Genomic DNA, 17,004 nt, shown 5'->3' with positions numbered 1-17,004 from the left:
TCCTGTCACACTACCGTGTCACCCGTCCCAACAATAGTCTTCTCGTGTTGCGCTGCGGTAGCTTCCGCAGGCGAATCGTTTTTTTGCTCGGCCAGTGCCTTGAGGCGGTAGAGCGCGTCCTGCGCCTCGCGCGGGGAAAGGGCGTCGGGGTCGAGCGATGCAAGCTCCGCGTGCAGGGGGCTCGTCTGCGCCGCGGGGCCGGGGGGGCTGGCCGCGAAAAGCGGCAGTTCCTCCGCCAAGGCATCGGGGCCGCCGGCGCGGGCGCGGGCTTCCAGCGCGCCCAGCACTTCCGCCGCGCGCTTCAGTACCGGCCGCGGCACGCCCGCCAGGCGGGCCACATGCACGCCCCAGGACCGCTCGCTGGCGCCGGGACCGACCAGGTGCTGGAACACCACCTCCCCGCGCCATTCCCGCACCTGCATGCGGGCCAGCTGCACCTCCGGCAGGCGTCCCGCGAGGGCCGTCAGTTCGTGAAAATGGCTGGCAAAGATGGCGCGGCAGCGGATGCGGTCGTGCAGCGCCTCCAGCACCGCCCAGGCGATGGCCAGGCCATCCCAGGTCGCGGTGCCGCGGCCGACCTCGTCCAGCACGACCAGGCTGCGGGCGGTGGCCTGGTTCAGGATGGCCGCCGTCTCCGCCATCTCCACCATGAAGGTCGATCGCCCGCCGGCGATATCGTCGCCGCCGCCGACCCGGGAAAACAGCCGGTCCACCAGCCCCATCCTGGCCCGGCTTGCCGGGACGAAGAGGCCGGACTGGCAAAGGACGACCATCAAGGCGTTCTGGCGCAGCCAGGTGGACTTGCCGGCCATGTTGGGGCCGGTGAGCAGGCACAGGCGGCGGCCCGGCGACAGGTCGCAATCATTCGGCACGAAGGCCGGGCCGCGGGCACGCTTCTGGACCGCCTCCACCACCGGATGGCGGCCGGCGGTGATGCAGAATTCCGCGCGCTCCGTCAGCTCCGGCCGGCACCAGCCGCCCTCGGTGGCCAGCTGCGCGCTGGCGGCGTGCAGGTCGAGCTCCGCGAGCGCGCGGGCGGCGGCGGAAATCGCGCTGCCATGCTCCAGCGCCAGGCGCTTCAGATGGGCGATGCAGGCGCGTTCGCGCGCCGCCGCCCGCTCTCCGGCCTCCGCCACCTTGCGGTCCAGCTCGGCCAGCGCGGTGCAGGTGAAGCGCATGGCATTCGCCATGGTCTGGCGCAGGATCGGGGACAGCGGCTGGCCCGTGGCCACGGGTGGCGACTGCACCAGCTTCTGGCCCGCGGCGGCGGGCAGCTCGGCCAGAAAGCCGAATTGCTGGTGGTGGCGGATCTTCAGGCTGGCGACACCCCAGGCCTGGGCCAGGTCCATCTGCAGCGCCGCCACCGCCTCCCGCGCCCCGTCGCGCAGGCGGCGCAGCGCATCCAGCTCCCCATCATAGCCGGCGGCGATCACCCCGCCATCCTCCAGCCGCGCCGGCATCTTGTCCGTGTTCAGCGCGCGGCCGTATTCGGCGGCGAGTGCGGGGTCGAGGCGGAGTGCGGCCTGGGCGGCCGCGATCAGCGGCGGCGGCGGGATCGGCGCGGCGGCCAGCGCATCCGCCGCCAGCTCAGCGCGCGAAAAACCGTTGGCGAGTGCGGAAAGATCGCGCGGGAAGAAGCGGTCCAGCGCCAGGCGACCCAGCGCCCGGGCCATGTCGGGCGCGCCCTTCAGCGTGGTGCGCAGCGCCATGCGGGTCGCCTCCGCGCCCAGGAGGAAGGCCACCGCGTCGTGGCGGGCGGAGACCGCCGCTTCCTCGGCCAAGGGCGCGGAGAGGCGCGCGGCGAGTTCGCGGGCGCCGGCCGCGGTCAGGGTGCGGTCGACGGCGGCGAAGAGCGTGGCCTCGGTCCCGCCGCGCTGGTCGCGCAGGATCTCGAGGCTGCGCCGCGTCGCGGCATCCAGCGCCAGCGTGCCGGCAGCCCCCGCCTGCGGCCGCGGCGGGTCCAGCCGCGGCAGGGCGCCGGCCTGGGTTTCGCGGACATAGGACAAGGCGAGCGCCGCGGCCGCCAGCTCGGCGGGCGCGAAACGACCAAAACCGTCGAGCGTCGCGACGCCAAAGGCCTCGCGCAACAACCGGGCCGGGTCGCGCGGCGGGGCGCGTTCGGCGATGCGGCCGGGCAGGCGCTGGGCGAGGTCGGGCAGTTCCGCCAGCTCGCGCGGCGCGCAGGCCTCCACCGGCTCGATCCGCGCCAGCAGGGCGCCGAGTTCGGCGCGGGCCAGGGCCATGGTCTCGAAGGCGCCGGTCGAGACATCGACCCAGGCGGCGCCGAAATTCTCCTCCACCTCGGCCAAGGCGAGCAGCCAGGCGGGGCGGGCGGCGTCCAGCAACCCGTCCTCGGTGACGGTGGCGGGGGTCACCACGCGCACCACCTCGCGCCGGATGGTGGGGGCCTTGCGCTTCTTCGCCTCCTCCGGCGTTTCCATCTGGTCGCAGATCGCAACCCGATGGCCCTGGCGGATCAGGCGGGCGAGATAGGCCTCCCAGGCATGCACCGGCACGCCGCACATCGGCACCGGCTGGCCGCGATGCTCGCCGCGGAAGGACAGCGCGATATCGAGCGCGGCGGAGGCCACCTCGGCATCGCCGAAGAACATCTCGAAGAAATCGCCCATGCGGAAGAAGACCAGCGCATCCGGATGCGCGGCCTTGGCCACGAACCATTGCGCCAGGGCCGGCGTCGCGCCTTCGGCGCGCGGATAGCCAAGGCCTTCGTCGGGCGGGAGAGGGGTCGGATCGCTCACCCATCCTCGATAGACCGCCGCGCCGCGGCTGCGAAGGGCCCACTGCTTAACCCCCGAAAGCCCGGCAACGCAGCTGCGAAGCGGCCGTCTTCCCAGGCCCGCCTGGGGCTGCGATGAAGGGGGAAGGTGAGCTTGGGGAAGACACGATCCATGGATGACGCGCGCAAGGCACCGGGCGAGGCGCTGGCCGATACCCGCACCGCCCGCATCACGGACCAGGAAGCCCTGGCCATGCATGCCGAGGGTCGGCCGGGCAAGCTGGAGATCCGGCTGACCAAGCCGCTGACCACGGCGCGCGACCTGTCCCTGGCCTATAGCCCGGGCGTGGCGGCGCCCTGCCTGCATATCCACAAGAACCCGGCGCTGGCCTACGACTATACCAGCAAGGGCAATTTCGTCGCCGTCATCAGCAATGGCACGGCGGTGCTGGGCTTGGGCAATCTCGGCGCGCTGGCCAGCAAGCCGGTGATGGAGGGCAAGGCCGCGCTGTTCAAGCGCTTCGCCGATGTGGATTCCATCGACCTCTGCCTGGATACGGAGGATGTGGACGCCTTCGTCAATTCCGTCCGCTACCTCGGCCCGTCCTTCGGCGGCATCAACCTGGAAGACATCAAGGCGCCCGAATGCTTCGTCATCGAGCAGCGCCTGCGCGAGCTGATGGATATCCCGGTCTTCCATGACGACCAGCACGGCACCGCCATCGTCGCGGCCGCCGGCCTGATCAACGCCTGCCACCTGACCGGCCGTGATCTGAAAAGCGTGAAGCTGGTGATCAATGGCGCGGGTGCCGCGGCGGTGGCCTGCGCCGAGCTGGTGAAGGCCATGGGCATCCACCCGCAGCATGTGATCCTGGCCGATACCAAGGGCGTCATCTATCGCGGCCGGACGGAGGGCATGAACCAGTGGAAGTCGGCGCATGCCGCCGACACGAATTGCCGCACGCTCGCCCAGGCGATGGAGGGTGCCGATTGCTTCATGGGCCTCTCCGTCAAGGGCGCGGTGACGCCCGAAATGGTGCGGTCCATGGCGGCGCATCCGATCATCTTCGCCATGGCGAACCCGGATCCTGAGATCACGCCGGATGAGGCGCGCGCGGTGCGGCCGGATTGCATCATCGCCACCGGGCGCAGCGACTATCCGAACCAGGTGAACAACGTCCTCGGCTTCCCCTTCATCTTTCGCGGCGCGCTGGATGTGCGCGCCAGCACCATCAACGACCAGATGAAGGTCGCCGCCGCCAATGCGCTGGCGCTGCTGGCGCGGGAGCATGTGCCGGAGGAAGTGGCGGGCGCCGGTGCCGGCCGCGCGCTGCGCTTCGGCCCGGACTATATCATCCCCAATGCCTTCGACCCGCGCCTGATCAGCCGCATCCCGCCCGCCGTGGCGAAGGCGGCGATGGACAGCGGCGTCGCGCGCAAGCCGATCATGGACCTGCACCGCTATGCCCGCGATCTGGCGGGGCGCCTGGATTCCACCGCGCATGCGATGGAGGCGATCGCCGAGCGCGTGCAGGCCAATCCGCGCCGCGTGGTCTTCGCCGAGGGCGAGGAGGAGCGCGTGATCCGCGCCGCCATCGCCTTCCGCAATGCCGGCTACGGCACGCCGGTGCTGGTGGGGCGGGAGGACCGGGTGAATGCGGTGGTCGCCGGCCTCGGCATCGCCATGCCGGAGGGCATCGAGATCCACAATGCGCGGCTCTCGGATCGCAACACCGCCTATGCCGAATGGCTCTATGCCAAGAAGCAGCGCGAGGGCTTCTTGCAGCGCGACTGCCAGCGGCTGGTGAACCTGGACCGCAACGTGTTTGCTGCCTGCATGGTGGCCGCGGGCGATGCGGATGCGATGGTCACCGGCGCCACGCGCAGTTATGCGGCGACGCTGGAAGGCGTGCTGACGGCGATCGACCCGGCGCCGGGCACGGTGCTGTTCGGGCTGACGCTGATGCTGGCGCGGCGATCGGGCACCGTGCTGGTGGCGGATACCGCCATCCATGAGCGGCCGGATGCCGCGACACTCGCAGAAATCGCCACCAAGGCCGCGGCCGCCGCCCGCCGCCTGGGGCATGAGCCGCGCGTCGCCTTCCTCGCCTTCTCCACCTTCGGCGATCCCAAGGGCAGCATCCCGGGCAATGTGCGGGATGCGGTGAAGCTGCTGGACCAGCGCGAGGTGGATTTCGAATACGACGGCGAGATGGCCGCCGATGTCGCACTCGACCCCGGCCTGCGCGCCGCGCTCTATCCCTTCTGCCGCCTGACCGGCCCCGCCAATGTGCTGGTGATGCCCGGCCTGCACGCCGCGCATATCCTGACCAAGGCGGCGCCGAAGCTGACCTCCGCCCAGACCATCGGCCCGCTGCTGATGGGGCTGTCGGCGCCGGTGCAGATCGTCGGCATGGAGGCGGGGGTGAACCAGATCCTCGATATCGCCTGCCTCGCCGCCCATGCGGCGCTGCCGAAGTAGGATGACGGGCCGCGTCTTCACCATCGGCTATGAGGAGGCGACGCCGGCGCGGCTGATCGCCGCCCTCAAGGCCCAGGGCATCGCGACGCTGGTCGATGTCCGTGCGCTGGCGAATAGCCGAAAGCCGGGCTTCGCCAAGCGGGCGCTTTCGGCGGCGCTGGCCGAGGCCGGCATCGCCTACCAGCATGTGCCGGCGCTGGGCACGCCGGCGGAAGGCCGCGCCGCCGTGCGCGCCGGCCGCCCGGCCGAGATGCGCCGCATCTTCGGCGCGAAGCTGGCGGGGACGGAGGGCCAGGCGGCACTCGCCGCGCTCTCCGCCCAGGCGCGGGCCGAGCCCGTCTGCCTGCTCTGCCTGGAAGCCGACCCCGCCCAATGCCACCGCACCCTGGTGGCGGAGGCGGTGGGCCTGCCGATCACCCATCTGGCGCCGGCCGCCAGCTAACCGCGCTTTCATTTGCGAATGAGTTGCAGGGGCAGTAGGTCCTCCAGCCGCGCCCTGGAGGCCCCCGATGCATCTGTCCCGCCGGTCCCTGCTGCTCGCCCTGGCCGCATCCGGGGCCCTGCCCCGGCATCCGCTGGCGCAGGGCGCCCCCGCCACGCTCGCCGTCAGCCAGTTCTCCGAGACCCGCGACCTCTCGGCGATCGATCCGATGCGCAGCCTGGACTTCACCATCCCGACCAGCCTGATCTTCGACCCGCTGATCGAGCGCGATGCCGAGGGGCACCTGGTGCCGGCGCTGGCGACCGCCTGGGAACGCGTGGCACCCACCACCTGGCGCTTCACCATCCGCGGCGATGCGCGCTTCCATGACGGCACCAGTCTGACGGCGCGCGATGCGGCGGCCACCTTCGCCTTCCTGCTGGACCCCGCCAACCGGTCCGGCCTGCGCCTGCAGGTGCAGCCGATGCAGCGGGCGGAGGCACCGGACGACACCACCCTGCTGCTGCACACCTCCGTCCCGACCGGCCTTCTGCCGCAGATCGTGGGCGCCGTGCCGGTGCTTTCCGCCGCCCAGCTCGCGGCCCCCGATGCGCCCTTCCGCACCCGCCCGATCGGCTCCGGCCCCTGGAAGCTGGCCGCCTGGCGGCCGGGGGAGCGGGTGGAGCTGGAGGCGACCGGCGCGCATTGGGCGCTGCCCGCCCCCGGCTTCGGCCGCATCACCGTGCGCGCGGTGCCGGAAGCCTCGACCCGCGTGGCGGATCTGCTTTCCGGCGGGGCGCAGATCGCGGGCGATATCCCGCCGGGCCTGGCCGCCCGGGTGGCGCGTGGCGCGCGGCTGGTGATGCAGCCCGGCGCGCGCACGCAATACCTTTCCTTCTGGTTCCGCCCGCCCTTCGACGATGCGCGGGTGCGGCTGGCCGTGCATCACGCGATCGACCGCAAGGCCCTGGCCGAGGCCACCTGGGGCGATTTTGCCGATGTCGCGACCGGCGTCGTCCCCACCGGCTTCGGCGGCTACACGCAAGCCTTCCCGCTCTCCGACCACGACCCGGACCGCGCCCGCGCCCTGCTGCGGGAGGCCGGGATCACCACGCCGCTGGCCGTCGAGCTGGACACGCCCCCGGCCGAGATCCAGGCGGCCCAGGTGCTGCAGGCGCAGATGGCGCGCGGCGGCTTTGCCGTGCGCATCAACCCGCTGGAGAGCATCGCCGCCGCCTTCGATGCGCGCCGCCTGGCGGCGCAGGAGCGCGGGCGGATGTTCGTGGTGACCGCGCTCGACAACCACGCGCATGACGCGGTGCGCCCCTTCACCGCCTTCTATGCCGAGAACGGGTTTCTCAAGGGCAGCATGGGCTACCGGCCGGATGCGCGGCTGGCGGCGCTGCTCTCCGCCTATATGGCGGAGGGCGATGCGGCGGCCCGGCTGCGCGCGGCGGAAGCGCTGATGGTGGTGGCCAAGGCGGATGCGCCGGCCAGCTTCCTCGCCTTCCCCAAGGCCGCCTATGGCGTGGCCGCCGGCGTCGAGATGCCGCGCACCGCGCATGGAAGGCTGGACTTCGCGGCGCTGCGCCCGCGCGCCGCGTGACAGCCGCGCTGCGCAGCCTGCTCGGCGGCGCGATCGCCTTGCTGATCGCGCTGCTGGTGCTCGGCGTCGCGGCGGATCTGCTGGGCGATCCGGTCAGCCGGCAGATCGGGCCGGAGGGCGACAGCGCTGCCAGCGCCGCGCTGCGCGCCGCCCTTGGCCTGGATGCGCCCTGGCTGGAGCGGCTGCTGCGGCCACTGCTGGACCTGTTCCGGGGCGATCTCGGCACCTCCTCCTGGCTCCGCCGCCCGGCCGGTGAAGCGGTGGCGGAGGCGCTGGGGGTGACGCTGCGCCTGGCGCTGATTGCCTGGCCGGTCGGCGTCGCGGCCGGCGCCGCGCTGGGGCTCGCCCTGGCCGCGCTGCCGGCGCGCCTGGCGCGGCTGCCGCTGCTGCTGCTGGCGGTGCCGGGCTTCGTCGTGGCGGTGGTGGCGGTGGAGGTGTTTGCCGTCGGCCTCGGCTGGGTGCCGGCCGCAGGCTTTTCGGGAATCCGGTCGCTGCTGCTGCCGGCGGCGCTGCTGGCCGGTGCGCTCGCGGTGAAGCTGGCGCTGATCCTGCAGGACGGGCTGCGCGCCATCGCCACCGAACCTTTTGCGATTTTCGCCGAGGCGCGGGGCCTTTCCGCCACGCGCCGCCTGCTTGCCTACCGGCTGCTGCCGGCCTCGGCCCTGCTGGCGCGCTTCGGCGCCTTGCAGGCGGGCTATCTGCTGGGCGGGGCGCTGGTGATGGAGACGGTCTTTGCCCTGCCGGGCCTCGGCAGGCTTGCGGTGCTCGCCTTGCAGCATGGCGACCTGCCGCTGCTGCGCGCCGCCATGCTGGCCGCCGGCACCGGCTTCCTGGTGGCCCGCTTCGTCGCGGAGGCGGCGCAGGCGGCGCTGGATCCGCGCCCGACCGCGGCGCGCATCGCGTGATCCGGGCCCTGCCCTGGCTGGGCCTTCTGCTGCTGGCGGGGCTGGCCGCCTGGCTGCTGCCGGATCCGCTGGCGCTTTCGCCGCACCGGCTGCTGCCGCCCAGCCTGGAACACCCGCTGGGCACCGACCCCCTGGGGCGGGACGTGGCGGCGCGGCTGCTGGCGGCGGCGCCGGCCAGCCTCGGCCTGGCACTGGCCGGGCTTGGCGCCGGGCTGGCCCTGGCGCTGGCCACCGCACTGCCCGCCGCCTGGCTGGATGGCAGGCCGGCCGGCCGCGCGCTCTGCGGCACGGCGCAGGCGCTGCTCTCCTTCCCGCCGCTCTGGCTGCCGCTGGTGGTGCTGGCGCTGGCCGGGCGCGGCGCCGGGGCGCAGGTGCTGTGTGTGGCGCTGGTGCTCTGGGCCGATCTGCACTGGATCCTGCGCGGCGAGGCGCGGCGCGTGCTGGGCGAGCCCTTCGTCGAGGGCGCGCGGTCCATCGGCTTCGGGCCGACGGCGATCCTGGCGCGGGAGGTGCTGCCCAATCTCGCCGGACCGCTGCTCTGGCTGGGGCTGGTCAAACTGCGGGCGGCGGTGGTGCTGCTGGCCACGCTCGCCTTCCTCGGCCTCGGCGCGCCGCCGCCCGCCCCCTCCTGGGGCGGCATGGCGGCGGAGGCGCGGGACTGGTTCCTGGATGCGCCCTGGCTGCTTGCCGCGCCGGCCGGCGCCATCGCCGCCAGCCTGCTGCTGGCCTCCACCCTGGCCGCCAGCCTGCGCGGCCATCTCGGCCTGATGCCCTATCCCACCCGACGGAGCGGATCATGAGCAACACCACCCTTGAGCCCACCAAGGCCGCGGTCATCGCGCATTGGAACCGCCGCGCCGCGGATTTCGACGCCGGCCCGACGCATGGCCTGCTGAACCCGGCGCAGGATGCCGCCTGGCGGGCGGTGCTGGCGCAGCTCGCCCCCGCCACGCCGGCGCTGGATGTTCTGGATGTCGGCTGCGGCACCGGCTTCCTGGCGCTGCTGCTGGCCGAGGCTGGCCACCGCGCCACCGGCATCGACCTGGCGGAGGAGATGCTGGCCCTCGCCCGCCCCAAGGCCGCCGCGCGCGGCCTCGACGTGCCCTTCCTGGCGGCGGATGCCGAGGCGCCAGGCCTGGGTTCAGAAAAATTCGACCTGGTGGTGGAGCGGCATGTGCTCTGGACCCTGCCCGACCCCGCCCGCGCCCTGCGCGCCTGGCGCGACCTGCTGCGCCCCGGCGGTCGGGTGGCGCTGGTGGAGGGCGCCTGGTGGGACATGCAGGCGCGCGACGAATATGCCGCGATCCACGGCGCCCTGCCGCTGTTCGGCGGCCGCCCGGCCGAACAGCTCGCCGCGCCGCTGATCGAGGCCGGTTTTGCCAATCCGCAGGTGGTACCGCTGATGGACGCCGCGCTCTGGACCGAGGCGCCGAAGCACGAGCGCTACCTGATCGTCGCGACGCGCGCCGAGGCGTGACGCCCTCCGTCCTCTCGGCCCGCGACCTCGCCGCCGCCTATCCCGGGCTGGTGGCGCTGCGCGGCGTCTCGCTGGAGCTGGCGCCGGCGGAGGCGCTGGCGGTGGTCGGGCGGTCCGGCTGCGGTAAGACCACGCTCGGCCGGATGCTGGCCGGGCTGCCGGTGCCGGGCGCGGAGCTGGGCGGCACCCTTGCCTGGCCGGGCGGCGCGGCGCCGGTGGCGGGGGCGCGGCGGCGCGGCCTTTCGGGGCATGTCGCCTGGCTGCCGCAGGAGGCGATCGCGGCGCTGCATCCGCAGTTGACCATCGGCACCCAGGTGGCGGAGACGCTGCGCGCCGCCGGCCGGCCAGCGGATGCGGGCGCGGTGGCGGCCTGCCTGGCGGAGGTCGGCCTGCCGGCGGAATTCGCCGCGCGCCACCCGCATCGCCTCTCGGGCGGCCAGGGGCAGCGTGCGGCGCTCGCCTGCTGCCTGGCGCAATCCCCGGCCGTGCTGGTGGCGGATGAGCCGACCAGCGCGCTGGACGAGGCGACCGGTGCGGCGCTGCTGCGCCTGCTGGCGGAGCGCAGGCGCGCGCAGGGCATGGCGCTGGTGCTGGTCACCCACGACCTGCCGGCCGCCACCACCTTGTGCGACCGCATGCTGGTGCTGCAGGACGGCGCCATCGCCGAGGAGGGGCCCGCCGCGCGGCTGGCGCATCGCCCGGCCTCCAGCGCGGGGCGGGAGCTGGTGGCGGCGCTGCGCTTCGGCGCGGCCGCCTGATGCTGCGGGCCCGCAACCTGAGCCTGCGCTACCCCGGCGCGGCGCGGCCGGCCGTGGCGGGGGTGAGCCTGTTGGTGCCCGAAGGTGCCTGGGTGGCGCTGTCCGGCCCCTCCGGCTGCGGCAAATCCTCGCTGCTGCGGCTGCTGGCCGGGCTGCGCGCGGCGGATGCGGGGGAGATTACGCTGGATGGCGCGGCGCTGCCGCCGCCGGGCGCGGCGCGGCGGGCCTGGCATCGCCGGGTGCTGCTGCTGCCGCAGGATACGGCGCGTGCCTTCAACCCGGCGCTGGCGCTGCGGCCGCAATTCCGCGCGGCGCTGGCGCTGCACGGGCTGGGCGCGGATGGACCGGCGCGGGATGCGCTGGCCCTGGCCGCGCTGGCTCGTTGCGGCGTGCCGGCGGCGGCACTGGACCGGCATCCGGCGGGGCTCTCCGGCGGCCAGCGGCAGCGCGCGGCGCTCGCCCGGCTGCTCTGCCTCTCGCCCCGCATCCTGCTGCTGGACGAGCCGACCGCAGCCCTGGATCCGGCGACCGCGCTGGAGATCTGCACCCTGCTCGATGGCATCCGCCGGGCGCCGGGCGGTCCCGCCATCCTGGCCGCGACGCATGAGCGCTGCGCCCTCGGCCATGCCGACCTTGTGCTGCCGATGGCCGATGGCGTGCTGGGCTCAGCCGGCGAAGGGCTTGCGCTCGCCGCCGCCGAGGTAGCGCCGCTCCGGCCGATAGGTCAGCCAGCGGCGTAGGCCGCGCAGGAAGTCGCGCACCGGGCTGCGGGCGCGGAAGCCGAGAAGGGCGAAGGGGAAGGTGGCGGGCATGAGGAAGGGCTCCCGGGTTTCGGGTTCGCCCTTCTGGCGGCGCGGCACGGGGCCGAGACCGCAGTATGCCGCGGGAAGATTAAGCCGGCGTTGCGCGCGCCGGCCCGGCCCTGCTCAGCCGTCCAGGCGGATGCCCAGCTCCCGGATCAGCGGCCGCCAGACGGCATTCTCGCGCTGCACGAATTCGGCGAATTGCGCGGGGGTCCAGGGCTGGTATTCGATGCCGAGATCGGCCAGACGCCGCGCGATATCGGCGGAGGTCATGGCGCGCACCATCTCCTGCGCCAGGCGATCGACCACGGGGGCGGGGGTGCCGGCGGGCACCGACATGCCCTGCCAGCCATAGGCGACCGCCTCCGCATGGCCGAGCTCGCGCAGCGTCGGCACATCCGGGAACAGCGCGCTGCGCGTCTCGCTCATCACGCACAGGGCGCGGACGCGGTTGTCCTTGATGAAGGGGGTGCCGGTGGCGGTGTCGATCACCACCACGTCGACATTGCCGGCCAGCAGGTCCTGCATCGCCGCCGGGCCGCCGCGATAGGGCACATGCTCCGCCGCCAGCCCGGTGCGCCGTTTGACCAATTCCATCGCCAGGTGGTGCGGGGAGGCGACGGCCGGGGTGCCGTAGGTCGGCGCGCGCGACTTCGAGGCCTCGACCAGCCCGGCGAAATCCCGCACCGGGTGGTCCGGTCGCACCACGATGAACAGCGGGAAGCGGCCGATGAAGCCGACGCCCGAAAAATCGCGGTCGGGATTGTAGGGCAGGCGCGAATAGAGCGCCGGGTTGTAGACCAGGATGCCGTTGTCGACATGCATCCAGGTATAGCCATCGGCCGGGCTGCGGGCGACGATCTCGCTGGCCAGCACGGCGCCGCCGCCGGGGCGGTTCTCCACCACCACATTCTGGCCGAGGCGCGGGCCCATCTGGGCTGCGATCAGCCGCGCGAAGGCATCCGATGCGCCGCCGGGCGGATAGCCCACGATCCAGCGCAGCGGCCGGTCCGGCCATGCCCCCTGGGCCCGTGCCCCCGGCGCGGCGGCCAGCGCCGCCATCCCCAAACCGGCCAAAACCTCGCGACGCCCCAGCATGCCCCGTCTCCGTCCTGATGCGCCCATCATGCGGCCTGGCGTGCGGCGCGCAACAGCAACCATGCGCGCTGGCGCCGCAAGGCGCCGCGCTTCGCCGCCAAAGCGGGCGTCGGGCGCCGCGAAAAGCGGCAGGGCCGGGCTGCCATGCGTGCGACGCGCATCCATTCGGCCAAAGATTGTCTTGATCCTGCCATGTGGCGGCGTGAAGTTTGGCCGATGCGCGCGATGGTCGGTATTTCCTGCTGTGTGAAAGCCTTTGGCCTGTTCGGCACGCCGAACCATGCCGCCTCGGATAGTTATATCCGGGTCTCGCTGGGGCCGATCGGCGCCGTGCCGGTGCTGCTGCCCGCGGCCGGGGAGGCGCTGGTGCCGGATATCCTGCCGCGCCTCGATGGGCTGATGCTGACCGGCAGCCGGTCCAATGTGCACCCCAACTACTATGATGGCCCCGCCCATGCGGAGGGCACGCCGGAGGATCCGCAGCGGGATTCCACCACCCTGCCGCTGATCCGCGCGGCCATCGCGGCCGGCCTGCCGGTGCTGGCGATCTGCCGCGGCTTCCAGGAGCTGAACGTGGCCCTCGGCGGATCGCTGGACCAGCGGATCCAGGACCTGCCGGGGCGGATGGACCATTCCACCCCCTCCGACCAGAAGCTGCCGGGGGTGCGCACCGGCAAGGCGCATGCGGTGCGGATCGCGCCCGATGGCCAGTTGGCGCGCATCTGGACCCGCGCCGGCGCGCCCTTCCGGGCGGAGGCGGTGCCGGTGAATTCGCTGCACAACCAGGGTGTCTGCCGCCTGGCGCCGCGGCTGGTGGCGGAAGCCTGGGCGCCGGATGGCACCATCGAGGCGGTGCGCGTGGCGGATGCGCCGGGCTTCGTGCTCGGCGTGCAATGGCACCCGGAATATGACTGGGAGCAGGATGCCCGCTCCGCCGCCATTTTTGCCGCTTTCGGCGCCGCCACCGCGGCCTGGGCGGCCGGGCAGCGGCCGGAGGCCAGCCGCGTCGCAGCCTGAGGCTGCGCCAGGGACTGCAGCCTGAGGCTGCGCCAGGGATCGCAGCCTGAGGCTGCGCCAGAGTTTGCAGCCTGAGGCTGCGCCAGGGACTGCAGCCTGGATCTGCGGCGCGCGGCATAATCTGGGGCTGCTCCCGCAAACGTCTTTTGCAACCGGGGCCCGCCCCGCGCTATCATGCAGGCGCCGGCCGACTATCGCCGGCGGACGAGGCCCGGTTCCCCTGCCGGCTCGCCCGACCATTCCGATCGGAAGTTTGAGCGTTGGCGCCCGGTCACCCCCCTGACCGGGCGCTTCGCGTTTGCGGGAGGCGGCGGATGGATGAGGACAGGCTGGCGGCGCTGCGGGCGCGCTTCGCCGCGACGGGTGGGTCCGAAACACAGGACCCGCTGTTCCGCCGCATCATCGAGACCCAGTTCCGGGGTGACCGCCGCGCCTGGCCCTTTTCCGGAATCGCCACCTTCTGCGGCGCCCCCTTCCAGGCCGACCCTTTTGCGAACCCGCCCGAGATCGGGCTGGTGGGCGTGCCGATGGACCTCGGCGTGACCAACCGCGCCGGGGCGCGCCTGGGCCCGCGGGCGATCCGCGGCGTGGAGCGGATCGGGCCCTATGAGCCGGCCCTGCACATGGCGCCGCTGGCGGAGGCGCGGGTGGCGGATCTCGGCGACGTGCCGATGGCGTCGCGCTTCTCCCTCGAATCCTGCCACGCCGATATCGAAAGCCACTTTGGCGCGCTGCGGGCGGCGGGCATCCGCACCGTGGCGGCGGGCGGCGACCATTCGATCAGCCTGCCGATCCTGAAGGCGCTGGGCGCGGGGCGGCCGCTCGGCATGGTGCATATCGACGCCCATGCGGATACCGGCGGAGAATACGAGGGCACCCGCTTCCACCATGGCGGCCCCTTCCGCCAGGCGGTGCTGGAGGGCGTGCTGGACCCGGAGCGCAGCATCCAGATCGGCATCCGCGGCGGCGCCGGCTACCTCTGGGAATTCTCGACCGCCAGCGGCATGACACTGATCCAGATGCACGAATTCGCGGAAATGGGCATCCCGGCGGTGCTGGAGCTGGCCCGCAAGGTGGCGACGGGGCCGATCTATGTCTCCTTCGACGTGGATGCGGTGGACCCGGGCTTCGCCCCCGGCACCGGCACGCCGGAGGTGGGGGGCCTGACCCCGCTGCAGGTGCTGCAGCTGCTGCGCGGCCTGGCCGGGCTGGATGTGGTGGGCGGCGATGTGGTGGAGGTGGCGCCGCAATACGATGCCGGCACCGCCACCGCCCAGATCGGCGCCCAGGCCATGTTCCAGATCCTGTGCCTGCTGGTCCGGGCCCCCTCCTTCCGGCGTTGAATTGGACGGAAGTCCGGCCCTTCAAAGCCTGATTCCAGCCTGTTAGACTGGCCCCCCGCGCGGTGCGGGTAGCGGTCGGCCTGTCGCCGCCAGATTTCGGGAATCCAGGTCATGAAGTTCACGGTCGACCGGGCGGTGCTGCTCAAGGCGCTCGCGCATGTGCAGAGCGTGGTGGAGCGGCGCAACACCATCCCGATCCTCGCCAACGTCCTGCTGGAAGCGCGTGAGGGCGGGCTGCGGCTGACCGCGACGGACATGGAAATCGCGGTGGTGGAGGATGTGCCCGGCGTGACCGTGGCCCGCGCCGGCCGCACCACGGCCCCGGCCGCCACCCTGTTCGAGCTGGTCCGCAAGCTGCCGGACAGCGCCAAGCTGGAGCTGGACCACCCCGGCGGCGATGCGCAGATGACGCTGCGCGCCGGCCGCTTCGACGCGAAACTGTCCGTGCTGCCGGTGGAGGATTTCCCCTCCATGACCGAGGGCAAGCTGCCGCACCGCTTCGCCCTGCCGGCGGGCCAGCTGCGGGAGCTGATCGACCGCACCAAGTTCGCGATCTCCACGGAGGAGACGCGCTACTACCTGAACGGCATCTATATCCACGCCACGGAGTCCGGCGGCACCAAGGTGCTGCGGGCCGTCGCCACCGATGGGCACCGCCTGGCCCGCGTCGAGGAGGCCCTGCCGGATGGCGCGGAGGGCATGCCCGGCGTGATCGTGCCCCGCAAGACGGTGAACGAGCTGCGCAAGCTGGCGGAGGAGGTGACGGATGAGATCGCCGTCGCCCTGTCCGACACCAAGATCCGCTTCACCCTCGGCGCGGTGCAGCTGACCTCGAAGCTGATCGACGGCACCTTCCCGGAATACGAGCGCGTGATCCCGCGCGGCAACGACAAGATCCTGCGGGTGAAGAAGGGCGATTTCGCCAATGCCGTGGGCCGCGTCGCCGGCATCAGCAGCGAGCGGTCGCGCCCCGTGAAGCTCTCCATCGACCGCAACCACCTGCTGCTCTCCGCCGCGAGCGCGGAGCTCGGCCAGGCGCAGGAGGAGCTGGACGGCGATGTGGTGACCTACGAGCACGGTCCGCTCGAGATCGGCTTCCAGGCGCGCTACCTGAACGACATCACCGACCAGATCGACGACATGGTGGAGTTCCGCTTCTCCGACGGCTCCGCGCCGACGATCGTGGCCGACAGCGCCAAGCCCGAGGCGCTGTACGTGCTGATGCCGATGCGCGTGTGAGAGGCCGGCCCGGGATCCGTTCTGGCGGAAGCCGCCAGAACGGGTCGCGCGCTATCCCTCCACCGAGATGACGCGGCGGATCTCCGCCGAGCGGAAGCCGATCAGCGAAGGCCGTGCCTTGGGCAGCGCCGCCACGTCGTAGAGTTCGGTCACCACGCCGCTGATGCGCATCCAATGCACGATGTCGCCGCTGGCGAGGTCGATCACATAGAGGCCGCAGCGCGGCGCGGCACCTTCCGCCGCCAGCCTTTCCTGCAGCGGCAGACCGGCGAAGGTGCGGTTCTCCCGCGGCTCCGACAGCCCGACGATCGCGTGATTGCCGAGGAAGGCGAGGCCGCGCAGATAGCCCGGGCAGAAGGCCATCGGCACGAAGCGGCCCGTCTGCAGGTCGACGCGGCCGAATTCGCCGGCACCCGAATTCAGCACATAGAGCGTATCCCCATGCCAGCGCGGCGAATGCGGCATGGACAGCCCTTCGCAGACCACCGCGCCGCTCGTCACATCCACCACCACGCCGCCATCGCGCCGATGTTCGCGCCAGCCATCGGCGATATTGCTGCGCGCCACGGCGGTGACATGCGCCGGGCGGCCATCCTTCATCGCCAAGCCGTTCAGGTGGCAGCGATCCTCCGCCGCCAGCCGCTCCACGAAGGCGGGCTTCCAGAGCGGCTTGAAGGAATGCGTCTCGCTGGTCGTGGCGAGGCAGGAGAAGAGCGTATTGGCGAAGACCAGGCGGCCATCGCCGTCATAGGCCATGTCATGCACATCGAGGTCGCCGGTGAAATTCGCGGTCTGCGGCACATAGACGGCATCCCAGCCGCCCTGCACCGTGGGGCCGCCGGCTTCCACCGCATCGACGAAGGTGGTGACCTGGAAAAGCCCCGCCACCGCCATCCGGCTGCCCTGCACGGCAATGCCCATGGGGCGTTCCAGCGTGCGTTCGAAGATGGAGAGCTTGCCCGTCTCCCGGTTCGTGCCGAGCAGGATCAGCTTGCCGGACTGGTAGGTGGACAGCGCCAGGCTGGCGCCCGTCTCCGCCAGCCAGGAGACGAACTGGCGGGAGGTCGTCAACTCGAAGGCGGGCGCCTCGGCGGGTGGGGTCTGGTCGTCAGTCATGG

General features: G+C 72.6%; 14 protein-coding genes. 11 read left to right on the top strand and 3 right to left on the bottom strand.

What is annotated here, in order from left to right; translation table 11 throughout:
* Positions 1-5 precede the first annotated feature (5 nt).
* Positions 6-2,759 (bottom strand): DNA mismatch repair protein MutS, encoded by a 2,754-nt coding sequence (gene mutS, locus ACTIF1_RS14685; protein WP_439597187.1) that lies wholly within the window; start codon positions 2,757-2,759, stop codon positions 6-8.
* A 150-nt stretch (positions 2,760-2,909) separates the two neighbouring features.
* Between mutS and ACTIF1_RS14680 the strand changes: the two genes are divergently transcribed.
* The 8 genes from ACTIF1_RS14680 (at position 2,910) to ACTIF1_RS14645 (ending at position 11,126) form a co-directional block, all read left to right on the top strand.
* Positions 2,910-5,219 (top strand): NADP-dependent malic enzyme, encoded by a 2,310-nt coding sequence (locus ACTIF1_RS14680; protein WP_439597186.1) that lies wholly within the window; start codon positions 2,910-2,912, stop codon positions 5,217-5,219.
* A 1-nt stretch (position 5,220) separates the two neighbouring features.
* On the top strand, positions 5,221-5,661 hold the full coding sequence (locus tag ACTIF1_RS14675; protein WP_439597185.1) for a DUF488 domain-containing protein: 441 nt from the start codon (positions 5,221-5,223) through the stop codon (positions 5,659-5,661).
* 67 nt (positions 5,662-5,728) lie between these two features.
* Positions 5,729-7,246: an ABC transporter substrate-binding protein gene (locus ACTIF1_RS14670; protein WP_439597184.1), complete on the top strand. Its 1,518-nt coding sequence runs from the start codon at positions 5,729-5,731 to the stop codon at positions 7,244-7,246.
* A complete protein-coding gene (locus tag ACTIF1_RS14665) occupies positions 7,243-8,151 on the top strand; it encodes an ABC transporter permease subunit (RefSeq protein ID WP_439597183.1) in 909 nt (302 codons plus the stop codon). The genes ACTIF1_RS14670 and ACTIF1_RS14665 overlap by 4 nt, the downstream gene beginning before the upstream one ends.
* Positions 8,148-8,951, top strand: coding sequence for an ABC transporter permease (locus tag ACTIF1_RS14660; RefSeq protein ID WP_439597182.1), 804 nt, complete (start codon positions 8,148-8,150; stop codon positions 8,949-8,951). Before ACTIF1_RS14665 ends, ACTIF1_RS14660 begins: the two co-directional genes overlap by 4 nt.
* Entirely contained in the window at positions 8,948-9,628 is a 681-nt protein-coding gene (locus ACTIF1_RS14655) for a class I SAM-dependent methyltransferase (protein ID WP_439597181.1), read from the top strand. The genes ACTIF1_RS14660 and ACTIF1_RS14655 overlap by 4 nt, the downstream gene beginning before the upstream one ends.
* Positions 9,625-10,386 (top strand): ABC transporter ATP-binding protein, encoded by a 762-nt coding sequence (locus ACTIF1_RS14650; protein WP_439597180.1) that lies wholly within the window; start codon positions 9,625-9,627, stop codon positions 10,384-10,386. The genes ACTIF1_RS14655 and ACTIF1_RS14650 overlap by 4 nt, the downstream gene beginning before the upstream one ends.
* On the top strand, positions 10,386-11,126 hold the full coding sequence (locus ACTIF1_RS14645; RefSeq protein WP_439597179.1) for an ATP-binding cassette domain-containing protein: 741 nt from the start codon (positions 10,386-10,388) through the stop codon (positions 11,124-11,126). Before ACTIF1_RS14650 ends, ACTIF1_RS14645 begins: the two co-directional genes overlap by 1 nt.
* Positions 11,127-11,312: 186 nt before the next feature.
* Here the strand turns inward: ACTIF1_RS14645 and ACTIF1_RS14640 are convergent, their stop codons facing one another.
* Entirely contained in the window at positions 11,313-12,287 is a 975-nt protein-coding gene (locus ACTIF1_RS14640) for a Bug family tripartite tricarboxylate transporter substrate binding protein (protein WP_439597178.1), read from the bottom strand.
* Between the two features lie 216 nt (positions 12,288-12,503).
* Between ACTIF1_RS14640 and ACTIF1_RS14635 the strand changes: the two genes are divergently transcribed.
* The 3 genes from ACTIF1_RS14635 to dnaN all read left to right on the top strand — a co-directional run bounded on the left by ACTIF1_RS14635 (position 12,504) and on the right by dnaN (position 15,886).
* On the top strand, positions 12,504-13,304 hold the full coding sequence (locus ACTIF1_RS14635; protein WP_439597177.1) for a gamma-glutamyl-gamma-aminobutyrate hydrolase family protein: 801 nt from the start codon (positions 12,504-12,506) through the stop codon (positions 13,302-13,304).
* 314 nt (positions 13,305-13,618) lie between these two features.
* Positions 13,619-14,647, top strand: coding sequence for an agmatinase (speB, locus tag ACTIF1_RS14630; protein ID WP_439597176.1), 1,029 nt, complete (start codon positions 13,619-13,621; stop codon positions 14,645-14,647).
* 111 nt (positions 14,648-14,758) lie between these two features.
* Positions 14,759-15,886 carry a DNA polymerase III subunit beta gene (gene dnaN, locus ACTIF1_RS14625; protein WP_439597175.1) on the top strand — a complete coding sequence of 376 codons (1,128 nt, stop codon included), beginning with the start codon at positions 14,759-14,761 and terminating at the stop codon, positions 15,884-15,886.
* A 51-nt stretch (positions 15,887-15,937) separates the two neighbouring features.
* Here dnaN and ACTIF1_RS14620 read toward each other — a convergent pair whose 3' ends face one another.
* Positions 15,938-17,002, bottom strand: a complete 1,065-nt coding sequence (locus ACTIF1_RS14620) for a TIGR03032 family protein (protein WP_439597174.1) — start codon at positions 17,000-17,002, stop codon at positions 15,938-15,940.
* Between the last annotated feature and the right edge of the window lie 2 nt (positions 17,003-17,004).

It is taken from the genome of Falsiroseomonas sp. (genome assembly GCF_051860665.1).
Classification (GTDB): Bacteria; Pseudomonadota; Alphaproteobacteria; order Acetobacterales; family Acetobacteraceae; genus Falsiroseomonas.
The sequence above is the reverse complement of the archived record's forward strand: the minus strand, read 5'-3'. Positions and strand labels throughout refer to the sequence as shown.

What these genes read in the sequence shown, in the direction of transcription:
- speB (WP_439597176.1), top strand. Translation starts at nt 13,619, where the DNA reads ATGGATGAGGACAGGCTGGCGGCGCTGCGGGCGCGCTTCGCCGCGACG.
- ACTIF1_RS14635 (WP_439597177.1), top strand. Translation starts at nt 12,504, where the DNA reads ATGCGCGCGATGGTCGGTATTTCCTGCTGTGTGAAAGCCTTTGGCCTG.
- ACTIF1_RS14645 (WP_439597179.1), top strand. Translation starts at nt 10,386, where the DNA reads ATGCTGCGGGCCCGCAACCTGAGCCTGCGCTACCCCGGCGCGGCGCGG.
- ACTIF1_RS14675 (WP_439597185.1), top strand. Translation starts at nt 5,221, where the DNA reads ATGACGGGCCGCGTCTTCACCATCGGCTATGAGGAGGCGACGCCGGCG.
- ACTIF1_RS14670 (WP_439597184.1), top strand. Translation starts at nt 5,729, where the DNA reads ATGCATCTGTCCCGCCGGTCCCTGCTGCTCGCCCTGGCCGCATCCGGG.
- dnaN (WP_439597175.1), top strand. Translation starts at nt 14,759, where the DNA reads ATGAAGTTCACGGTCGACCGGGCGGTGCTGCTCAAGGCGCTCGCGCAT.
- ACTIF1_RS14620 (WP_439597174.1), bottom strand. Translation starts at nt 17,002, where the DNA reads ATGACTGACGACCAGACCCCACCCGCCGAGGCGCCCGCCTTCGAGTTG.
- ACTIF1_RS14680 (WP_439597186.1), top strand. Translation starts at nt 2,910, where the DNA reads ATGGATGACGCGCGCAAGGCACCGGGCGAGGCGCTGGCCGATACCCGC.
- ACTIF1_RS14640 (WP_439597178.1), bottom strand. Translation starts at nt 12,287, where the DNA reads ATGCTGGGGCGTCGCGAGGTTTTGGCCGGTTTGGGGATGGCGGCGCTG.
- ACTIF1_RS14655 (WP_439597181.1), top strand. Translation starts at nt 8,948, where the DNA reads ATGAGCAACACCACCCTTGAGCCCACCAAGGCCGCGGTCATCGCGCAT.